The sequence below is a fragment of the Rhodoferax sp. LS1R11 genome (assembly GCF_056521395.1).
In genome coordinates, this window is sequence record NZ_JBWMAW010000006.1 from 187,647 (window position 1) to 205,592 (window position 17,946).

The following is a 17,946-nucleotide window of genomic DNA, read 5'->3' on the forward strand; positions in this document are numbered from 1 at the left end:
TTTTCTGACTGATCGCACGCGAGTTTTATCACGCACAAATAAATTTTCTCACATTTTTCTCAAAATTTCAAATGGTGCCTGATGATTTCATATTACAAAATATACAAGTCACATGGACACTTTCCACCAACCTGGAGGCAGGAGGCGCCTCCCCTACACTTGGGCCCATGCCTTGGACCCGTTCGCTCTTTTTCCCCAGCCCCATGACCCTCCCCCCTGTCGCGCGCGTGCAACGCTGGTGGCAGCGACTGGCTCCCCAGCGTCAGGACCGTTTTGCCGTGCTGGCACCGCTGGTGGCCGTGGTGCTGTTTCTGGCCGCCATCGGAGCGGCGTTTGCGTACCTGCGGATTGAAGAAATCGACCGGGAACAGGAGGCCGTCAGGCGTGACGTGGAATACACTCAGCAGCGCCTTCGGCTGCGTTTGCTGGAGCGCCAGGAGCAACTCATGCGCATCGCGCGGGAGCTGTCCAACCGCGAACTGGACGCCGATGATTTCCGCAGCCGAGCAGAGGCGCTGATCAACCAGTACCCCGAGCTGCAAGGCCTGAGCTGGATCGATGAACGCCGGCGCATCCGCTCCAGCGTGGGCACGGCCAGCATGTCGTCCAACCAGCTTCGCCTGGCGGGCAGCATTCTCAAAAGTGGCGAAACCGAAAGCACCTACAACCTGGCCCGGGAAACCGAGCAACCCATTTACTGGCAGCGCAGTGCGGTGAAAGACACCGCCGCGGTGCTGCAGCTGCACATTCCCTTCAGCGACCGCGCCCGCTTCATGGGGGTGCTGCTGGCCGAGTACTCGGTAGACGGCCTGTTCCGATACGGCGTGCCGTCAGAGGTCTCGGCCCGCTATGCCGTGTCGTTCCGTGATGCCAACGACGCGCTGCTGGCGGGCACCAGCGTTCCGGCACGCACGCGGGCCAGCAGCTTACTGCCCTGGGCAACCCCCGCTGTGGTCTATGAGGTGCCGGTGTCGCCTGTGGGCAATGGGCTTGTCATCCGGGCCCAGGCTTACCGGGCCTCGTTGGGGGTCATCGGCAGCGGCTTGTTCTGGCTGGTGGCCGTGCTCAGCGTGATGACGGCCTGGATGCTGATTGCCAACTGGCGCCATACGCGCCGACGCATGCAGGCGCAGCAGGCGCTGATCTCGGAGACCAGCTTCAGGCGCGCCATGGAAAATTCGATGCTGACCGGCATGCGGGCGCTCGACATGCATGGCCGCATCACCTACGTCAACACCGCCTTCTGCGAGATGACCGGCTGGAGCGAGTCCGAACTGGTGGGCAGAACGCCGCCCTTCCCCTACTGGCCCGAAGAGGATATTGACGCCCTGGCCAACCGGCTCAAGGAAGAGCTGGCCGGCAAGACATTGCCTGGCGGCATTCAGGTACGGGTCAAACGCCGGGACGGCATGATCTTTGACGCCCGGCTTTACGTCTCGCCGTTGATCGACGCACGTGGCACGCAAAGCGGCTGGATGACGTCCATGACGGACATCACCGAGCCCACGCGGATTCGCGAGCAACTCTCGGCCTCACACGAACGGTTTACCACCGTGCTGGAAGCGCTGGATGCCTCCATCTCCGTGGCGCCGCTGGGCAGCGACGAACTGCTCTTTGCCAACAAACTCTACCGCCTGTGGTTCGGCACCCAGGCCGGCGGCCACTTGCAACTGGTGGCACAGGCCGGCGTGCCGGCCACGCCACCCAGCGACGAGTCGCTGGACAATGTGGACGCCTTCGCTGGGCTGCCGACCAACCTGCTCCCGGACAGCGATGCCGAAAGTGCCGAGGTGTATCTGGAGACGCTGGGCAAGTGGCTGGAGGTGCGCACCCGTTACCTGAGCTGGGTCGATGGCCGCCTGGCCCAGATGGTGATTGCCACCGACATCACAGCCCGCCGGTTGGCCGAAGAACAGTCGGCCGCACAGACCGAACGCGCCCAAACGGCCAGCCGCCTGATCACCATGGGTGAAATGGCCTCCAGCGTGGCGCACGAGCTGAACCAACCGCTCACGGCCATCAACAACTACTGCACCGGCATGATCTCGCGCATCAAAGACCAGAAGATCAGCGAAGAAGACCTGCTGGGGGCGCTGGAAAAAACCGCCAAACAGGCCCACCGGGCGGGCCAGATCATTCAGCGGATCCGCTCCTTCGTCAAACGCAGCGAACCCAACCGGAGCCTGTCCGAGATTGCAGGCATGGTGAGCGAAGCGGTGGAACTGGCCGAGATTGAACTGCGCCGTCGCAATGTGCGGCTCACACACTACGTGGCCCCCCGCATGCCTCCGTTGCTGGTGGACCCCATCCTGATCGAGCAGGTGCTGGTCAACCTGCTCAAAAACGCGGCCGAGTCCGTTGACGCAGCCCAGCGCAAAACCGACCAGCGCATTGTCAAACTACGGGTCGCGCCCAAAATGGTGGACGACAAGCCGGTCATCGAATTCATGGTGATGGACTCTGGCCAGGGCCTCGCCCCTGAAGTCCAGGCCCGGCTGTATGAAGCCTTCTACTCCACCAAAGCCGATGGCATGGGCATTGGCCTGAGCCTGTGCCGCTCGATTGTGGAGTCGCATATGGGCAGGATGAAAGCGGAGAACATCTACAATGGCGGCGATGTGTCGGGGTGCAATTTTTCCTTTTGGATACCTGTGACAGACGCCCTTCCACTCAAGTCACAACTCTCACAAAGACAACCAAGGACTCCAGGGTAAATCCGGGATAACGCATGAGTTTGATACCTAAAAAAGGCACGGTTTATGTTGTGGATGATGACGAAGCCGTTCGCGACTCGCTTCAATGGCTGCTGGAGGGCAAAGACTACCGGGTGCGCTGTTTTGAGTCCGCCGAGTCGTTTTTGAGCCGCTACGATGCGCGCGAAGTCGCCTGCCTGATTGTGGACATCCGCATGGGTGGCATGACCGGCATTGAGTTGCAAAACCGCCTGATCGAGACCCACTCGCCCCTGCCCATCGTGTTCATCACCGGCCACGGCGACGTGCCCATGGCGGTCGACACCATGAAAAAAGGCGCGATGGATTTCATCCAGAAACCCTTCAAGGAAGACCAGCTCGTGCCCTTGGTCGAGCGCATGCTGGAGCAGGCCAAGGGCTCGTTTGCCGAGCACCAGAGTGCCGCCAGCCGCGGCGCCCTCATGGCCCGCCTGACGCTGCGTGAATCCCAGGTGCTGGAGCGCATCGTGGCCGGCCGCCTGAACAAGCAAATAGCCGACGATCTGGGCATCAGCATCAAGACCGTGGAAGCCCACCGGGCCAACATCATGGAAAAGCTCAACGCCAACACCGTAGCCGATTTGCTGAAAATTGCCCTTGGGCAAAATGCCCCCAAAGCTTGACGCTATTCTTTCTATAGCTACTCCCGCCCGTTCCGCCTAGGCTAGCGGGCTTTTTTATTTAAAAACCAGAATCATGACCGCTCAACCTGAAGCCCAAATCATTGATGGCAATGCCCTGTCCCGCCAACTGCGCGGCGAGGTTGCCACCCGCACCTCCGTGCTCAAGCAAAAGGGCATTACCCCCGGTCTGGCCGTGATCCTGGTGGGCGACAACCCCGCCTCGCAGGTGTATGTGCGCAACAAGGTCAAGGCCTGCCAGGAGGGCGGCCTGCACTCGGTGCTGGAGCAGTTTCCGGCCGACCTGTCCGAGCAGGCGCTGCTGGCCCGCGTGGACGCCCTGAACAACGACCCCTCCATCCACGGCATTCTGGTGCAATTGCCGCTGCCCGCCCACATTGATGCCAACAAGGTCATCGAGGCCATTTCACCTGCCAAAGACGTTGACGGATTTCATGTCGGCAGCGCAGGCGCCCTGATGGTCGGTCAACCTGGCTTCTGGCCCTGCACGCCCTACGGCTGCATGAAGATGCTGGAAAGCATTGGCTACGACCTCAAGGGCAAACACGCCGTGGTGATTGGCCGCAGCAACATCGTGGGCAAGCCCATGGCCCTGATGCTGCTGCAGAAAAACGCCACCGTCACTATTTGCCACAGCGCTACCGCCGACCTCAAGGCCATGACCCTGCAGGCCGACGTCATCGTCGCGGCGGTGGGCAAGGTCAACGTGCTGACCGCGGACATGGTCAAACCCGGCGCAGTGGTGCTCGATGTGGGCATGAACCGCAATGCCGAGGGCAAACTGTGTGGTGACGTGGATTTTGCCGGTGTCAAACAGGTGGCGGGCTACATCACGCCCGTACCCGGTGGCGTGGGCCCCATGACGATCACGATGCTGCTGGTCAACACGCTGGAAGCGGCTGAACGGGTCGCCGCCGGTTCTTGAAATGGCGGCTCACGCCTCCAGCTAACACTACCGAGCCAGCCGGTCTGGCTTTTTGATCTTCAACCAGCGCGTCACCAGCGGCCCCCCCCCCCCCACACCATGAATCCACTCCTCCAGTTCGACGGTCTCCCCCTTTTTGACAAGATTGAGCCCGCCCACGTCGGCCCGGCCATTGAGGTGCTGCTGGCCGATGCCAGCGCCGCTCTGGAGACCGTGACAGCCCCCGAATTCCCTGCGCAGTGGCGCGAGATTGCGCGGGTACTGGATGTGTCCACCGAGAAGCTGGGCACCTCATGGGGCGCCGTGAGCCACCTCAACAGCGTGGCCGACACGCCGGAGTTGCGCGCCGCCTACAACGAGTCACTGCCGAAGATAACCGAGTTTTTCACCCGCCTGGGGGCTGATGAACGCCTGTACGCCAAGTACAAGGCCATCGATGTGTCCACGCTCGACACCGAGCAGCGCCAGGCTCATAAAAACGCCATTCGCAACTTTGTGCTGGGGGGTGCCGAACTGGTGGGTGCTGCCCGGGAGCGTTTTGCGGCTATTCAGGAGCGTCAGGCCGAGTTGGGCCAAAAATTCAGCGAGAACGCACTCGATGCCACCGACGCCTTCGCCTACTACGCACAGGCCTCCGAACTTGAGGGTGTGCCCGAAGACGTCAAACAAACCGCCCTGGCCGCGGCCCAGGCGGACAGCAAGGAAGGCTACAAGCTGACCTTGAAAATGCCGTGTTACCTGCCGGTCATGCAGTTCGCCACCAGCAGCGCCTTGCGTGAAAAGCTCTACCGGGCCTACGTCACGCGCGCGTCCGACCAGGCTGATGGAGAAGCCCTCAAGTTCGACAACTCGGCCCTGATCGCCGACATGCTGGCCCTGCGCCTGGAAGAAGCCAAGCTCTTGGGCTACCAGAACTTCGGCGAACTCTCGGTGGCGCCCAAGATGGCTGACTCGCCACAACAAGTGGTCACCTTTTTGCGTGACCTGGCCACCAAGGCCCGACCCTACGCGGAAAAAGACCTGGCTGACCTGCGGGAATTTGCCACGCAGCACCTGAACCTGAGCAGCCCGCAGGCCTGGGACTGGCCTTTTGTGAGCGAGAAGCTCAAGGAAGCCCGTTACGCCTTCAGCGAGCAGGAAGTCAAACAGTACTTCACGTCGCCCAAGGTGCTGGCCGGCCTGTTCAAGATCATCGAAACCCTGTTCGACGTCAGCATCCAAAAAGACAGCGCACCCGTCTGGAACGCCGGGGTTGGTTTCTACCGCATCGAGCGCGCAGGACAACTGGTTGGCCAGTTCTACCTCGACCCGTCAGCGCGCAAGGGCAAGCGCGGCGGCGCCTGGATGGACGACGTGCGCACCCGCTGGCTGCGCCCCGACACGCAGCAACTGCAAACCCCCGTGGCCCAGTTGGTGTGCAACTTTGCCGAGGGTGTGGACGGCAAACCGGCTCTGCTCACGCACGACGATGTGACCACCCTGTTCCACGAATTCGGCCATGGCCTGCACCACCTGCTGTCGCAGGTCAACGAGCGCGATGTCTCTGGCATCAGCGGCGTGGAGTGGGATGCGGTGGAGCTGCCCAGCCAGTTCATGGAAAACTTTTGCTGGGAATGGGATGTGCTCAAGCACATGACCGCCCATGTAGACACCGGCGAGCCCCTGCCCCGCGCGTTGTTTGACAAGATGCTGGCGGCCAAAAACTTCCAGAGTGGCATGCAGACCCTGCGCCAAATCGAGTTCTCGCTCTTTGACATGCTGCTGCACACCGCCCACGACCCCGCGCAGGATTTGATGCCCCTGCTCAACCAGGTGCGTGCCGAAGTGTCCGTGCTGCAGCCCCCCAGCTGGAGCCGCACGGCCCATACCTTCAGCCACATTTTTGCCGGCGGTTATGCCGCGGGTTATTACAGCTACAAGTGGGCCGAGGTGCTGAGCGCCGACGCCTATGCCGCGTTTGAAGAGACGGTGGGCACCGACGGCTTGCCAAATCTGGAGACAGGCCGAAAATACCGTCAAGCCATTCTGGAAGCCGGTGGCAGCCGTCCGGCCATTGAGTCGTTCAAGGCCTTTCGCGGGCGCGAGCCCAATCTGGATGCCTTGCTGCGCCACCAGGGCATGTCCGGCCAAACTTGAAGGGGTTCATCGTGAAAAAACAAGTCCCACCCACCCGCGGCTGCGCTGCCGCCCTGTCGGCAGCGCTGCTGCTGACGGCCAGCCTGACCCAGGCGCAAACCGTGTACAAGGTGGTGGGCGCGGACGGCAAGATCACCTTCTCGGACAAGCCACCGGCGGCGTCCGCCAATGCCACCGCCACGGGTGCGGGGGGCAAAGTCCTGGCGGGGGGCCCGGCGCTGCCGTTTGAGTTGCGACAGGTCGTCAGCAAATACCCGGTCACGCTCTATACCTCCGGCAACTGCGTACCCTGCGGGTCCGGTCGGGCCTTGCTCAGCAACCGGGGCACGCCGTTCACTGAAAAAACAGTGTCGACCAACGACGACATGGAGGCACTGCAACGCATCAGCGGTGAAAGCTCCCTGCCCTTTCTGACCATTGGCGGGCAGCAGATCAAGGGTTATGCCGATTCGGAGTGGACGCAGTTTCTGGATGCGGCGGGCTACCCCAAGGCCTCCGTGTTGCCTGCAGGTTATCGCAACCCGGCGGCCACGCCACTGGTCGTCGTCCAAAAACCGGCGCCCAAGTCCGAAGAGGCCCCCGCCAAACGTGCGCTGGCTGAACCGGTCCGCCCCGCTGTCGACCCAGCGGCCAACCCGGCGGGCATCCAGTTCTGAAAGAAACGCTTAAAACGTCAAGGTCTTGACGCCGTTGGTGGTACCCAGGAGGCAAACCTGCGCTTTTTGGTGGGCAAAAACACCCACGGTCACCACACCGGGCCACTGGCTGACCTGCGACTCAAAAGCCAGCGGGTCCGCAATCTGCAGACCCAGCACGTCCACAATGACCTGGCCGTTGTCGGTGATGAGCGGCTGACCGTCCTTCAGGCGCACCTGGGCTTGGCCGCCCATCGCGGCAAACTGGCGAATGACCTGCTTGGCCGCCATCGGAATCACCTCCACCGGCAGCGGGAACTTGCCCAGCGTGGGCACCAGCTTGGACTCGTCGGCAATACAGACAAATTGGCGCGACAAGGCGGCCACGATCTTCTCGCGCGTGAGGGCAGCGCCACCGCCCTTGACCATATGGCCCTGGCCGTCAATCTCGTCCGCACCGTCGATGTAGACAGACAGTTCGGTCACGTCATTGGAATCAAACACGGGGATGCCCAGCGCTTTCAAACGCACGGTACTGGCCTCGGAACTGGACACGGCGCCTTTGATCTGGTCTTTCATTGTGCCCAGGGCGTCGATGAATTTGTTGACAGTAGAGCCCGTGCCCACCCCCACGATCTCACCCGGCACCACATAAGCAAGGGCCGCCTGGCCGACCTGGGTTTTCAATTCGTCTTGTGAAAGCATGTTGTTCAAGTAAAAAAGTTGGGTGTCATCTGGGAAAATCAGGCAACTAAAGGAATTATCCAATGTCTCTCGTCCCGTACAGCCTGGCCCGACCGTTTTTGTTCAGCATGGACCCTGAAGCGGCCCATGAACTCACCCTGCACACCCTGGCCCGCGCCCAGGGCACGCCCCTGCAGTGGGCTTATTGCAACGACCGGGTGGACGACCCGGTTCAGCTTGCCGGCCTCACCTTCCCCAACCGCGTGGGCCTGGCCGCCGGGCTCGACAAAAACGCACGCTGCATTGACGGTCTGGGCGCCATGGGCTTTGGCTTTGTCGAGGTGGGCACCGTCACACCGCTGGGGCAAAGCGGCAACCCCAAGCCCCGCATGTTTCGCCTGCCCGCCGCCCACGCGCTGATCAACCGCTTGGGTTTCAACAATGAGGGCCTAGACGCGTTCATTGCCAACGTCAAACGCTCGGCCCTGTACCGCGCGCGCCAGTCCAACACGGCGGCCAAGGGGCCGCGCATGCTGCTGGGCCTGAACATCGGCAAGAACGCCGCCACGCCCATTGAACGCGCCACCGATGACTACCTGATTTGCCTGGACGGCGTCTATCCCTACGCCGACTACGTCACCATCAACATCTCCAGCCCCAACACCAAAAACCTGCGCGCCCTGCAAAGCGACGAGGCCCTGGACGGCCTGCTGGACGCCATTGCCCAGCGCCGCGAAGCACTGACCACCCAGCACGGCAAACGCACGCCCCTCTTTGTGAAAATTGCGCCCGATCTGGACGAGGCTCAGGTCGCCGTGATTGCCACCACGCTGGTACGACACGGCATGGACGGCGTGATTGCCACCAACACCACCCTGAACCGGGATGCCGTCAAAGGCATGCCGCACGCCGAAGAAACCGGCGGTCTCTCGGGTGCACCCGTGTTGGAAATGAGCAACCGCGTGATCACGCAATTGCGCTCAGCCTTGGGCAAGGGGTTTCCCATCATCGGCGTAGGCGGTGTCTTGAGTGCCGAAGATGCCGTGAGCAAGATCCGCGCGGGTGCCGACGTGGTGCAGATCTACACCGGCCTGATCTACAAAGGCCCCGCCTTGGTCAAGCAGGCCGCAAATTTGATTAAAAAGACCTTCTAGCCCTTATGGGACGTGCGGGAGTAGCTATCATTTTAATAGCCATCTCTAGGACACTAACAGCGCATGCTTTTCATTCCACCGCACCCGCCACGCCACAAAGTCTGAGACCGGCACCGGTTTGCTCATGAAGTAACCCTGCGCCTCGTCGCAGGACAGCGCCTTGAGCTTGTCCCAGATCAGGGCGTTCTCCACGCCTTCTGCCACCACGCTCAAGCCCAGGTTGTGTGCCAGGTCAATGGTGGAGCGGACGATTTTGGCGTCGTCGTCATCCTTCTCCATGCCCATCACAAATGACTTGTCGATTTTGAGCTCGTCCACCGGCAGGCGTTTGAGGTAGGCCAGCGACGAGTAACCGGTGCCAAAGTCATCAATCGACAGCTTGAACCCGCTGGCCGAAAGTCGATTGAGTGTCTGCTCGGCGCGCTGCGGGTCGTCCATGATCGCGCTCTCGGTGATCTCAAGACAAAAAGCGCTGCTGGGCACGTGATGCCGGGCCAGCACCACATCGAGCTTGGCGGGAAACTCCTGGTCCAGCAGATCACGGGTTGACAGGTTGATGGCAATGCGCATGGGCTGCGCCTCACTTTGCAGCCCCGCCCAGATACGGGCGACTTCTTCAAACATCCACAAGGTCAGTTGGCGCACAAAACCGGTTTGCTCGGCAAACGGAATGAACGACATCGGTGGCACCAGGCCGCGCTGCGGATGCTGCCACCGGACCAGCGCCTCAGCCGCCACAACACGGTCACTGTCCAGCGCAATCTTGGGCTGCAAGAACAAGCGCAATTCACCGTGCTCCACCGCATGGCGCAACTCGGACAGCAAGGAAAGCGTCTGTGTGCTGGACGAGTCCAGGGCGGCGTCGTACAGCTGGATCACGGTCGTTTTGTGCTTGGCCGCGTACATGGCCACCTCCGCCCGGCTCAGCAGGGCATCGGCATCCTGGGCGTGCATGGGCCAGCAAGCCACGCCAATACCCGAGCTCAGGTCCACCGTCTGGTCTTCCAGAACCAGGGGCACTTCAAACGATTCAACAATGCGCTGGGCCACCCGCATGGCCGCGGAGGCATCGCTGTGCGCCAGGAGAATGGCAAACTCGTCGCCCCCCAGGCGTGCGACCATGCCCTGCGGGCCAAAGTCCTGCGCTTCCAGGCGCTGGGCAACGGCCTTGAGCAGACGGTCGCCAAATGAATACCCCAGCACATCGTTGACGTGTTTGAAGCGGTCAAGGTCCAGCATGAGCACAGCCAATGGGGCATTCGACGGGCTGCGGCTCTCTATCGCCTGTTGCACGGATTCCCGAAAGCGGGCCCGGTTGGGCAGCCCGGTCAAGCGATCCCAGTAAGCGAGCTGGCGAATTTCAGCCTGCTGCGCGCCAATGTTGATGCGCATATGGTCAAACGCAGTGGCCAGCCGTCCAAACTCATCCGGGCGTTGCCTGTGCTTGACGGGAGTGTCGTAATCGCCCTCTGTGAGTCGTTTCGTTGCGCCCACCAGGGAGCGCAGCGGCGTCGTCATCCGCCGGGCCACAATGTTGCTGCCGAAGCCAAACAGCAACACGCCCAGGGCGGTCACCCAGGCCAGCGCCACCTGCAGCTGCCGAAAGGGGGCCATCACCTCGTTCATGGAGCGCATCAAGACCGTGCGCACCTCGCCACCTACAGCGTCCAGATGGACATTTCTCGCCACCAGAATATCGCCGTCGATGGGTAACTCAGCCTGCTGCCCCCCTGTGGACTGCAAGGCCAGCCAATCAGCGGCCGGCAAGGTGCCGCTGACAATCTGGTCTTGCCCGCCCGCCGTACGGCTGACCAAGGCCAGGTGCAGGTCCGACAGATTGCGCATGTCTTTGATCAAGTTCTGGCTGATGGGAAACCCCATCAATACCCAACCTAGCACCACAGGGGCCTTCACAGGCACCAGCACGAACTGGTGCGGCAGACCATGGATCAAGGCAATCTGGCCAAACTGTTCCTGGGTAGACAAACTCCCCAGCATCACTTTCAAGGTAGGCAGCAATGCCGCAGCGTCCTGCCCCTCCCCCACCGCCCGCAAGGCCATGTGGGTGTCCAGCAAAGCGGTGACTGTGGCGCCTATGCGCTTGCCATGGTTGTCGAGCACAGAGCTGATGGTGTCGTTGTCGCCCGAGCCCACCGCTTCACGAAAGCCGTAGTCGGCCGCCAGCAAGGAAGCCCCCTGGCCCAGCTTTTGGGCGTTTTGCTCGAGCAAACGACGCCACACACGCTCGCCCACCACCAGCTCCTGGGCAATCTGCAGCCGGGCACTGCGGTCAATGCTCACGCGAACCACGCTGAACACCGCGGCTTGCACCACCAGCAAGAGCAACAGGGACAAGGCCACAATGCGGGAGGCAAGTCCCCACCCTTCAAACTGGCGCGTGACATTCATGGCTTGAGGCCGTCCAAGCGAACGACCACAGGCGCGTCGGCCGCCCCGACTGTCAGGGCCTGGTCCATCGCAGGCGCCCCGACCGGCAGCGCGGCATGCCACACCCGCAGCCGGTAGATGCCCGTTGGCACGTTGCCCAGAGACACCTTGCCACCATCGCCTGCCACCCCAAAATACGGCGTCTCCACCACCACCACCCAGGCCGCCATGGTGTCGTGGATATTGCAGCCCAGTACCGCAATACCCGGGCGGTCAAAGGTCACGGGATTCGCTGTCGTGCCCGTATAGAGTTTGAGCTCAAACGTCTTGGCGGGCGAGAACGAATACACATGGTGCCTGACCGTGTCCCGGTTGGGAAAGTGCACGGAAGACCCCAGCGTCACCACCGAAACACGGGGCACAAATTGCTTGCCCAGCTGGGCAATCTCAGCCCCCTGCAAGGGCTTGGCCGCATTGCGCGCGTCGCGGGACTCCAGAAAAACAACCGCCTCCGGCAAGGGCTTGCCGGCGCCATCCTGCACCTGCACCTGAACGGATGCCGCGCGGGCCGCACCTGCCGCCAGAGTCGCCAGCATCGCCAGCAACAGCCATCGTTTAACGAACATGAACTGGGGCTCTGACGTCAAGGCTCAACCGCCAGCCCCACCAAAGGCTCACCCTGGCCGACCGTACCGACAACCTGGGCATAACCGGTTTCAAGGTTGATGACATAGAGCCGCACCTGCGGCACCGCGGCGGTTCGCACGGCCGCGAAAGCCGCGCCGGACACATCGGCAATGTCAAAGGAGGCATCCCGAAGCACGCCCAAGCCCAGGGAACCCACCGTTGTCAACAACCCGGTATTGAACGACACAACGGGGGTGACGCCCTCCCGGGAGCCCTGCATCAGCAAGGCGCCCAACTGGCGGTCAATCGCGTAGTTGGTGGTGAGTTTTTCATCTTTCTTGTTGTAGGTGTAGGCCGCAGCCACCACGGCGGGGCTGCGGCCAAAACTGACGTCGCCTTTGGCAAAAGCCAGCGCCGGGTCACCCTGCAGGCCGGGCTCCATGGCATTGCCATCCACGACCGCACCCGTGTCAGGGTGCAGACGCAAATTCAAGCCGCTGTCGCTGACCACCCGGATGCGATCCGCCGCCGGATTGAAGTCAAACCCAAACGAGGACCCCGTCAGCGGCAAAGCGGCAGGCACATCGGACACCGGTTTGACAAGGCCTGTGGCGGTGTCGATGGTGTACAGGCGGCCACTGGCCGTCAAGGTGTACAACACGCCGCGGGCCACCCGGAAGTCAATGCCCAGCAACTTCTCGCCAGCGGGCAAGCCCTGCAGTGGACGGCTTTCCAGGATGAGGCGTGGCTGCCCCGCATTGAACTTGATCAGGTTCAGCTGCTCCGTGACGGCAAAGATGGTTTCCTTGCGCAAGTCGCCTGGTGACTCCACCGTGGTGGTGGTGGCCGCACAGGCACAAAGACAACACGCAACGCCTACCAGCATCATCGTGCGCAGGTTTGAAGCAGGAAGTTGGATCATTCAGAACTTTCAGATTGAGGATGAAAAAGAAGAATTTATACCTTGGCGCGAGACACCATCTGCGCCACATAGTCACCCATGGCCAGTGCGCTGGTCAAACCGGGTGATTCGATACCGAAAAGGTTGAACAAACCCGCAGCGCCGTGGTCGGCGGGCCCCTGAATCAGGAAGTCCCGGCCGGCCTCTTCGGGCGCGTGAATTTTGGGACGGATGCCCGCATAACCGGGAATCAGTGCGCCGTCCTGCAGAGCGGGCCAGTACTTGCGCACCTCGGCATAAAACGCCTCACCTCGGGTGGCGTCCACCACCAGATCGTCGGGCGAGTCAACCCACTGCACATCGGGACCGAACTTGGCCTGGCCACCCAAATCGAGCGTCAGGTGCACACCCAGGCCCGCAGCCTGCGGTACCGGATAAATCAGATGGCTGAATGGCGCGCGCCCTGCGAGCGTGAAGTAGTTGCCTTTGGCAAAATAAGCAGGGGGTACATGCCGAGCGTCCAGCCCCTTGACGCGCCTGGCAAGGGCTGGCGCCTGCAGCCCCGCCGCGTTGACCACGGTACGGGCTTGCAAGCGGGTTCCGTCAGACGCTATTAATTCAATAGCTGCCTGCGCACACTGCGCCTGGGCTACAGCCGAATTCAGCACCACCAGCCCACCGGTATTCTCCAGATCACCCTGCAAGGAGAGCATCAGCGCGTGGCCGTCCACAATGCCGGTGCTGGGTGAAAAGATCGCGCCTTCGCAACTCAGGTGTGGCTCGCGTGCCAGCGCTTCGTCACGGGTCAGCATCAACAAATCGTCCACGCCATTGCGCGCAGCTTTTTGCACAATGCCCGTCAACTGCGCCACCTGCATTGCATCGGTTGCCACGATGAGTTTGCCGCAGCGTTGGTGGCCAATGCCCCGCTCCGCGCAATAGGCATAAAGCAGTGCCTTGCCACGCACACACAAGCGCGCCTTGATGCTGTCAGCCGCGTAATAAATCCCGGCGTGAATGACCTCGCTGTTGCGTGAACTTGTTCCCGTGCCGATGGCATGGGCCGCTTCAAGCACCAGGACTTCACGGCCCGCCAGCGCCAACGCGCGTGCCACCGCCAGACCAACCACACCGGCACCGATCACCACGCAATCGACTTGTTCCATAGATCCGCTGGGGGTAAAGGCTCAAAGCATACGGCAGCCGAAAAAGACAGGCGCTGCGCAGGCCTTTGTCATGTGGCGCCCAGCAAAGTCGGGGCGGTGGCCTGAATGGCCCGGCGAGTGTCGGTGAGTTTGAACATCGACACCACATCTGCCAGCCGCTGCGCCTGCTCGCGCAGGCTCTCTGCCGCCGCAGCCGACTCCTCCACCAGGGCGGCATTTTGCTGCGTCATCTGGTCCAACTCCATCACGGCCCCGTTAACCTGGGAAATGCCGTGGCTTTGCTCGGACGAGGCAGCGGAAATTTCGCCAATGATGTCAGACACGTGCTGTACCGACGTCACGATTTCGGTCATGGTCCGGCCCGCATCCGCTACCAGCCGGGAGCCCGAATCCACCTTGGCAACCGACACACCGATGAGACTCTTGATCTCTTTGGCTGCATCGGCCGACCGTCCTGCGAGACTGCGCACTTCACTGGCGACAACAGCAAAGCCCCGGCCCTGCTCGCCCGCGCGCGCAGCCTCGACCGCGGCATTCAGGGCCAGAATATTGGTCTGGAACGCAATGCCATCGATCACACCAATGATGTCGGCTATTTTTCTCGCGCTGGTATTGATCTCTTCCATGGTCGACACGACCTGCGCCACCACTTCTCCGCCGCGAACCGCCACGGCAGTGGCAGACACCGCGAGCTGATTGGCCTGCATCGCCGAATCAGCCGATTGCCTGACCGTGCCTGTGAGCTGGACGGTGGATGACGCCGCGTTCTGCAGATTGCTGGCGGTGAGTTCGGTGCGGTTGGCCAGGTCCTGGTTACCCATGGCAATTTCAGCACTAGCCAGGCGGATGGATTCGGACGAATCCATCACTGTGGCAATGGATTGATTGAGTTGCAGGGTCATGGCGCCCAGGGCATGCATCAAATCACCCACCTCGTCCTTGCGGTCGCTGGAGACATCCACACGCAGGTCGCCACCCGCCACTTGATGCGCCGCCTGCACGGCCCGGGCCAGCTCGGCAACCAGCTTGCGCTGCATGAGCCATGACAAACCCACCGCAATCGAGGCGACTACCAGGCCCAACACGGCCAGCAACAGATTGGTGTTGCGTGCGCGTAGCTGCGAGGCGCCGATAGCGGCATGAGACCGCGCCTCGCTGCTGGTGACAATCTCATTCATGGCGATGGTCATGGACATGAACGTCTCATCGGCGCCCTGCATCGCTGCTATGCCGGTATTGGGGTCAACCGAAGACAGATCAACGGCGGAATCTGCCTGTTTGGCATATTTGTCAACCTGATTGCCAACCTCCGTCACGGCCATCTTCAATGGCTCATCGGCACCGGCCGCCTCAGACAGAGCGCCAGCCGCCTGCTTGATATCGACCAACTGCTTGGCCAGATCTTCACGAAACGCCTTGATTTTTGGCTCGTCCAATGAGCCGATCAGAGCAACCGTCTTGTACACATTGGCATGCACCTGGCCGAGTTGCTGCTGCACACTGGCCACGGTCTTGAAGTCCGCCAGACTCGCTTTCGAACTGACCTGACCGCTCACAGCGGCTTGCCCCAGCAGAAAGGCATTGACCTGCCCGACCATCAACACAACCACAGCCGTCAACAGCGGCGCAGCCAGCAATTTCATACCCAACTTCATGACGATCCCCCAACATTGCCGCTTGTCAAGCGGCGTTCAAAACCCCAAAATGGCGGACTGTTGCGGGATTTACTTGTAGATACCACCACACACGGCCGCGTCGTCCAGCTTTTCGCAGTACATGCTCTTGGGGGCAATTTTTTTCGTGGTGGGGTCGGTGAACTTGTAGTCTTGCCAGAAAGTGCCCTTGCTCTTGGCCAACTCAACCCGCTCCTTGACGAACTCCTTGCCGTCCACATCCTTGAGATCGATCAGATTTTTTCCGATCATTTTCTCGTTCGCGCCATGAGCACGCACCATGCCGTCCAACGCATACACCACCAAATACAGGTCACGGTCCACGAACTGGCCCGCCTTGTTGCTGATTTCAGCCTGCCCCTTTTCCTTGCCATTGGCTTTTATAAAAGCAACGCCCTTCTTGACCATGGCCGTGGCCTCGGCTGCAGTGGCCTTGCCATCGGCATGTGCCCCAACAGCAAACGTTGTGGACAAAATGCAGGCAAGTGAAGAAATAAGAATAGAGCGTTTCATGGAGTCTCCTTGTGATAGTCGTCGATGCGGGGAAGTTGCCTGACCGGACCAGTCAAACCATTCCCGGTCATGAGAAGTTATCGGCCAAGCAGGAGTGAGCTTGAGCCCAAGCTGCATTAGGGTATATGCTGATCCGGCACCAATCCGGGATGCGTCCCAGACCCAAGACTCGTGAGGACACCAACATGACCGACCTGATCATCGAGAACATCCGCATGGATGCCGACATCGGCGATGGCATCGCATTCACGGTCGATGTGCACGGTGTGGCACACCGCTTTTTTGTGACCCGGGAAACACTGGGGGAGGTTGAACGCTCCCGGCTCACCAATAGCCATGACATGGTGACGTCATTCGAGCGGCAGCGCGGCAAAATCCAGAAAGCGGTGATCGAAACACTCAAGTATGGAAGCAGCCACAGCATCACATTTCTGAAAACTTCTTTGTTTACAACCGTCCCGGCGACGCCCACAGCGGAAGGAAAAATTGAACGTAAGCACGATCGGAAATAAAAAAAAGGACTTTCGATTTCTCGTAAGTCCTTGATTTCAACCAATAATTTGGTGGGCAGTGCAAGTTTCGAACTTGCGACCCCTGCAGTGTGAATGCAGTGCTCTACCCCTGAGCTAACCGCCCTGAATTCTGATCAGGTAAGCCTCGAATTATGCCATATTTTCAGGCCATTGCCCGCCAAAGCGTTTTACTTCCACTGGATTTGTCAATCTGCTTGAGCACATCTTCATGAGCTGCCAGTTCCTGATCGTTGGAGGCCAACACAGGAAGCTTGATCGAATGCAAATCAATCTGAATAACTGCCGGGCGACCATCCGCATCATCTGCGCCAAGATCGATCAACAAAGCGTCCTGACCCCGGGTCAGGTTGATGTAGACATCGGCCAGCAACTCGGCATCAAGCAAGGCGCCGTGCAGGGTGCGCCCGGAGTTGTCCACCCCAAGGCGATCACACAAGGCATTGAGTGAATTGCGCTTGCCAGGGAACATTTCCTTGGCCATGGCCAGCGTATCGGTCACGCTGGCCACAAACTCCTTGAACAACGGACGACCCACGAGCTCCAGCTCCTTGTTCAGGAAACCCACGTCGAACGCCGCGTTGTGGATGATGATTTCAGCGCCTTCCAGGTACGCCAGAAGCTCATCCACCACCCGCTCAAACTTGGGCTTGTCCTTCAGGAACTCGGTCGTGATCCCGTGCACCTTCAAGGCCTCTTCGTGGCTGTCGCGCCCCGGATTGAGGTAGAAATGCTTGTTGTTGCCGGTGAGTTTGCGGTTGAGCAGCTCAACACAGCCAATCTCAATCACGCGGTCGCCGTTGTCGGCCGAGAGGCCGGTTGTTTCAGTATCAAGAAAAATTTGACGCATAGGAACTTAAATACGCAGAAAACTCGAGCCTCAGTGGCCCTCTTTGGCGTGGTTGATCGAGTATTTGGGAATCTCCACCACCAGATCTTTTTGCGCCAAGATGGCCTGGCAACTCAAACGCGAGTTGGGCTCCAGACCCCAGGCGCGGTCCAGCATATCCTCTTCATTGTCATCAAGCTCGTTGAGAGAGGCAAAACCTTCGCGCACGATGACGTGACAAGTGGTGCAGGCGCACACCATGTCACAGGCGTGCTCGATGTTGATGTGGTTGTCCAGCAAGGCCTCGCAGATGGAGGTTCCGGCTGGTGCCGAAATTTCTGTGCCTGTGGGGCAGTACTCGGGATGAGGCAGTATTTTGATAATGGGCATGTGTTGTTCCGTTGGGTCCGAT

The 17,946-nt window shown here is 60.7% G+C and carries 16 protein-coding genes and 1 tRNA gene; 7 read left to right on the plus strand and 10 right to left on the minus strand.

Translation table 11 applies throughout. From position 1 onward, the window contains the following. Window positions 1–203 precede the first annotated feature (203 nt). The 5 genes from AC097N_RS09930 to AC097N_RS09950 all read left to right on the plus strand — a co-directional run bounded on the left by AC097N_RS09930 (window position 204) and on the right by AC097N_RS09950 (window position 7,090). Window positions 204–2,714, plus strand: a complete 2,511-nt coding sequence (locus AC097N_RS09930) for a PAS domain-containing sensor histidine kinase (RefSeq protein WP_479580795.1) — start codon at window positions 204–206, stop codon at window positions 2,712–2,714. Between the two features lie 14 nt (window positions 2,715–2,728). After that, the gene (locus AC097N_RS09935) at window positions 2,729–3,355 is read left to right on the plus strand and encodes a response regulator transcription factor (RefSeq protein ID WP_479580796.1); all 627 of its coding nucleotides are present in this window, start codon (window positions 2,729–2,731) and stop codon (window positions 3,353–3,355) included. 73 nt (window positions 3,356–3,428) lie between these two features. Then, window positions 3,429–4,298 carry a bifunctional methylenetetrahydrofolate dehydrogenase/methenyltetrahydrofolate cyclohydrolase FolD gene (gene folD, locus AC097N_RS09940; RefSeq protein WP_479580797.1) on the plus strand — a complete coding sequence of 290 codons (870 nt, stop codon included), beginning with the start codon at window positions 3,429–3,431 and terminating at the stop codon, window positions 4,296–4,298. 99 nt (window positions 4,299–4,397) lie between these two features. Next, entirely contained in the window at window positions 4,398–6,434 is a 2,037-nt protein-coding gene (locus AC097N_RS09945; RefSeq protein ID WP_479580798.1) for a M3 family metallopeptidase, read from the plus strand. Window positions 6,435–6,445: 11 nt separating this feature from the next. Next, window positions 6,446–7,090 (plus strand): glutaredoxin family protein, encoded by a 645-nt coding sequence (locus AC097N_RS09950; RefSeq protein WP_479580799.1) that lies wholly within the window; start codon window positions 6,446–6,448, stop codon window positions 7,088–7,090. Window positions 7,091–7,099: 9 nt separating this feature from the next. Here AC097N_RS09950 and rpiA read toward each other — a convergent pair whose 3' ends face one another. Next, window positions 7,100–7,774, minus strand: coding sequence for a ribose-5-phosphate isomerase RpiA (rpiA, locus tag AC097N_RS09955; protein ID WP_479580800.1), 675 nt, complete (start codon window positions 7,772–7,774; stop codon window positions 7,100–7,102). Window positions 7,775–7,836: 62 nt separating this feature from the next. On the opposite strand from rpiA, the gene AC097N_RS09960 reads away from it, so the two are divergent. Beyond that, window positions 7,837–8,907 (plus strand): quinone-dependent dihydroorotate dehydrogenase, encoded by a 1,071-nt coding sequence (locus tag AC097N_RS09960; protein ID WP_479580801.1) that lies wholly within the window; start codon window positions 7,837–7,839, stop codon window positions 8,905–8,907. Window positions 8,908–8,952: 45 nt separating this feature from the next. Here the strand turns inward: AC097N_RS09960 and AC097N_RS09965 are convergent, their stop codons facing one another. From AC097N_RS09965 to AC097N_RS09990, 6 genes are all read right to left on the minus strand, one after another. Next, entirely contained in the window at window positions 8,953–11,316 is a 2,364-nt protein-coding gene (locus AC097N_RS09965; protein ID WP_479580802.1) for a putative bifunctional diguanylate cyclase/phosphodiesterase, read from the minus strand. After that, window positions 11,313–11,921: a methylamine utilization protein gene (locus AC097N_RS09970; RefSeq protein ID WP_479580803.1), complete on the minus strand. Its 609-nt coding sequence runs from the start codon at window positions 11,919–11,921 to the stop codon at window positions 11,313–11,315. Before AC097N_RS09970 ends, AC097N_RS09965 begins: the two co-directional genes overlap by 4 nt. 17 nt (window positions 11,922–11,938) lie before the next feature. Beyond that, window positions 11,939–12,844, minus strand: a complete 906-nt coding sequence (locus AC097N_RS09975; RefSeq protein ID WP_479580804.1) for a DUF4394 domain-containing protein — start codon at window positions 12,842–12,844, stop codon at window positions 11,939–11,941. Between the two features lie 35 nt (window positions 12,845–12,879). Continuing rightward, entirely contained in the window at window positions 12,880–13,989 is a 1,110-nt protein-coding gene (locus AC097N_RS09980; protein WP_479580805.1) for an NAD(P)/FAD-dependent oxidoreductase, read from the minus strand. A 68-nt stretch (window positions 13,990–14,057) separates the two neighbouring features. Further along, window positions 14,058–15,632, minus strand: a complete 1,575-nt coding sequence (locus AC097N_RS09985; protein WP_479580806.1) for a methyl-accepting chemotaxis protein — start codon at window positions 15,630–15,632, stop codon at window positions 14,058–14,060. Between the two features lie 81 nt (window positions 15,633–15,713). Further along, window positions 15,714–16,175, minus strand: coding sequence for a cache domain-containing protein (locus AC097N_RS09990; protein ID WP_479580807.1), 462 nt, complete (start codon window positions 16,173–16,175; stop codon window positions 15,714–15,716). A gap of 185 nt (window positions 16,176–16,360) precedes the next feature. Here AC097N_RS09990 and AC097N_RS09995 point away from each other — a divergent pair, with 185 nt between their 5' ends. Next, entirely contained in the window at window positions 16,361–16,687 is a 327-nt protein-coding gene (locus tag AC097N_RS09995; protein WP_479580808.1) for a DUF1488 family protein, read from the plus strand. Window positions 16,688–16,736: 49 nt separating this feature from the next. On the opposite strand, the gene AC097N_RS10000 is transcribed toward AC097N_RS09995, so the two are convergent. The 3 genes from AC097N_RS10000 to fdx all read right to left on the minus strand — a co-directional run bounded on the left by AC097N_RS10000 (window position 16,737) and on the right by fdx (window position 17,924). Next, window positions 16,737–16,811, minus strand: a tRNA-Val gene (locus AC097N_RS10000). A 39-nt stretch (window positions 16,812–16,850) separates the two neighbouring features. Continuing rightward, window positions 16,851–17,555, minus strand: a complete 705-nt coding sequence (dnaQ, locus tag AC097N_RS10005; RefSeq protein ID WP_479580809.1) for a DNA polymerase III subunit epsilon — start codon at window positions 17,553–17,555, stop codon at window positions 16,851–16,853. A 30-nt stretch (window positions 17,556–17,585) separates the two neighbouring features. Then, on the minus strand, window positions 17,586–17,924 hold the full coding sequence (gene fdx, locus AC097N_RS10010; protein ID WP_479580810.1) for an ISC system 2Fe-2S type ferredoxin: 339 nt from the start codon (window positions 17,922–17,924) through the stop codon (window positions 17,586–17,588). Between the last annotated feature and the right edge of the window lie 22 nt (window positions 17,925–17,946).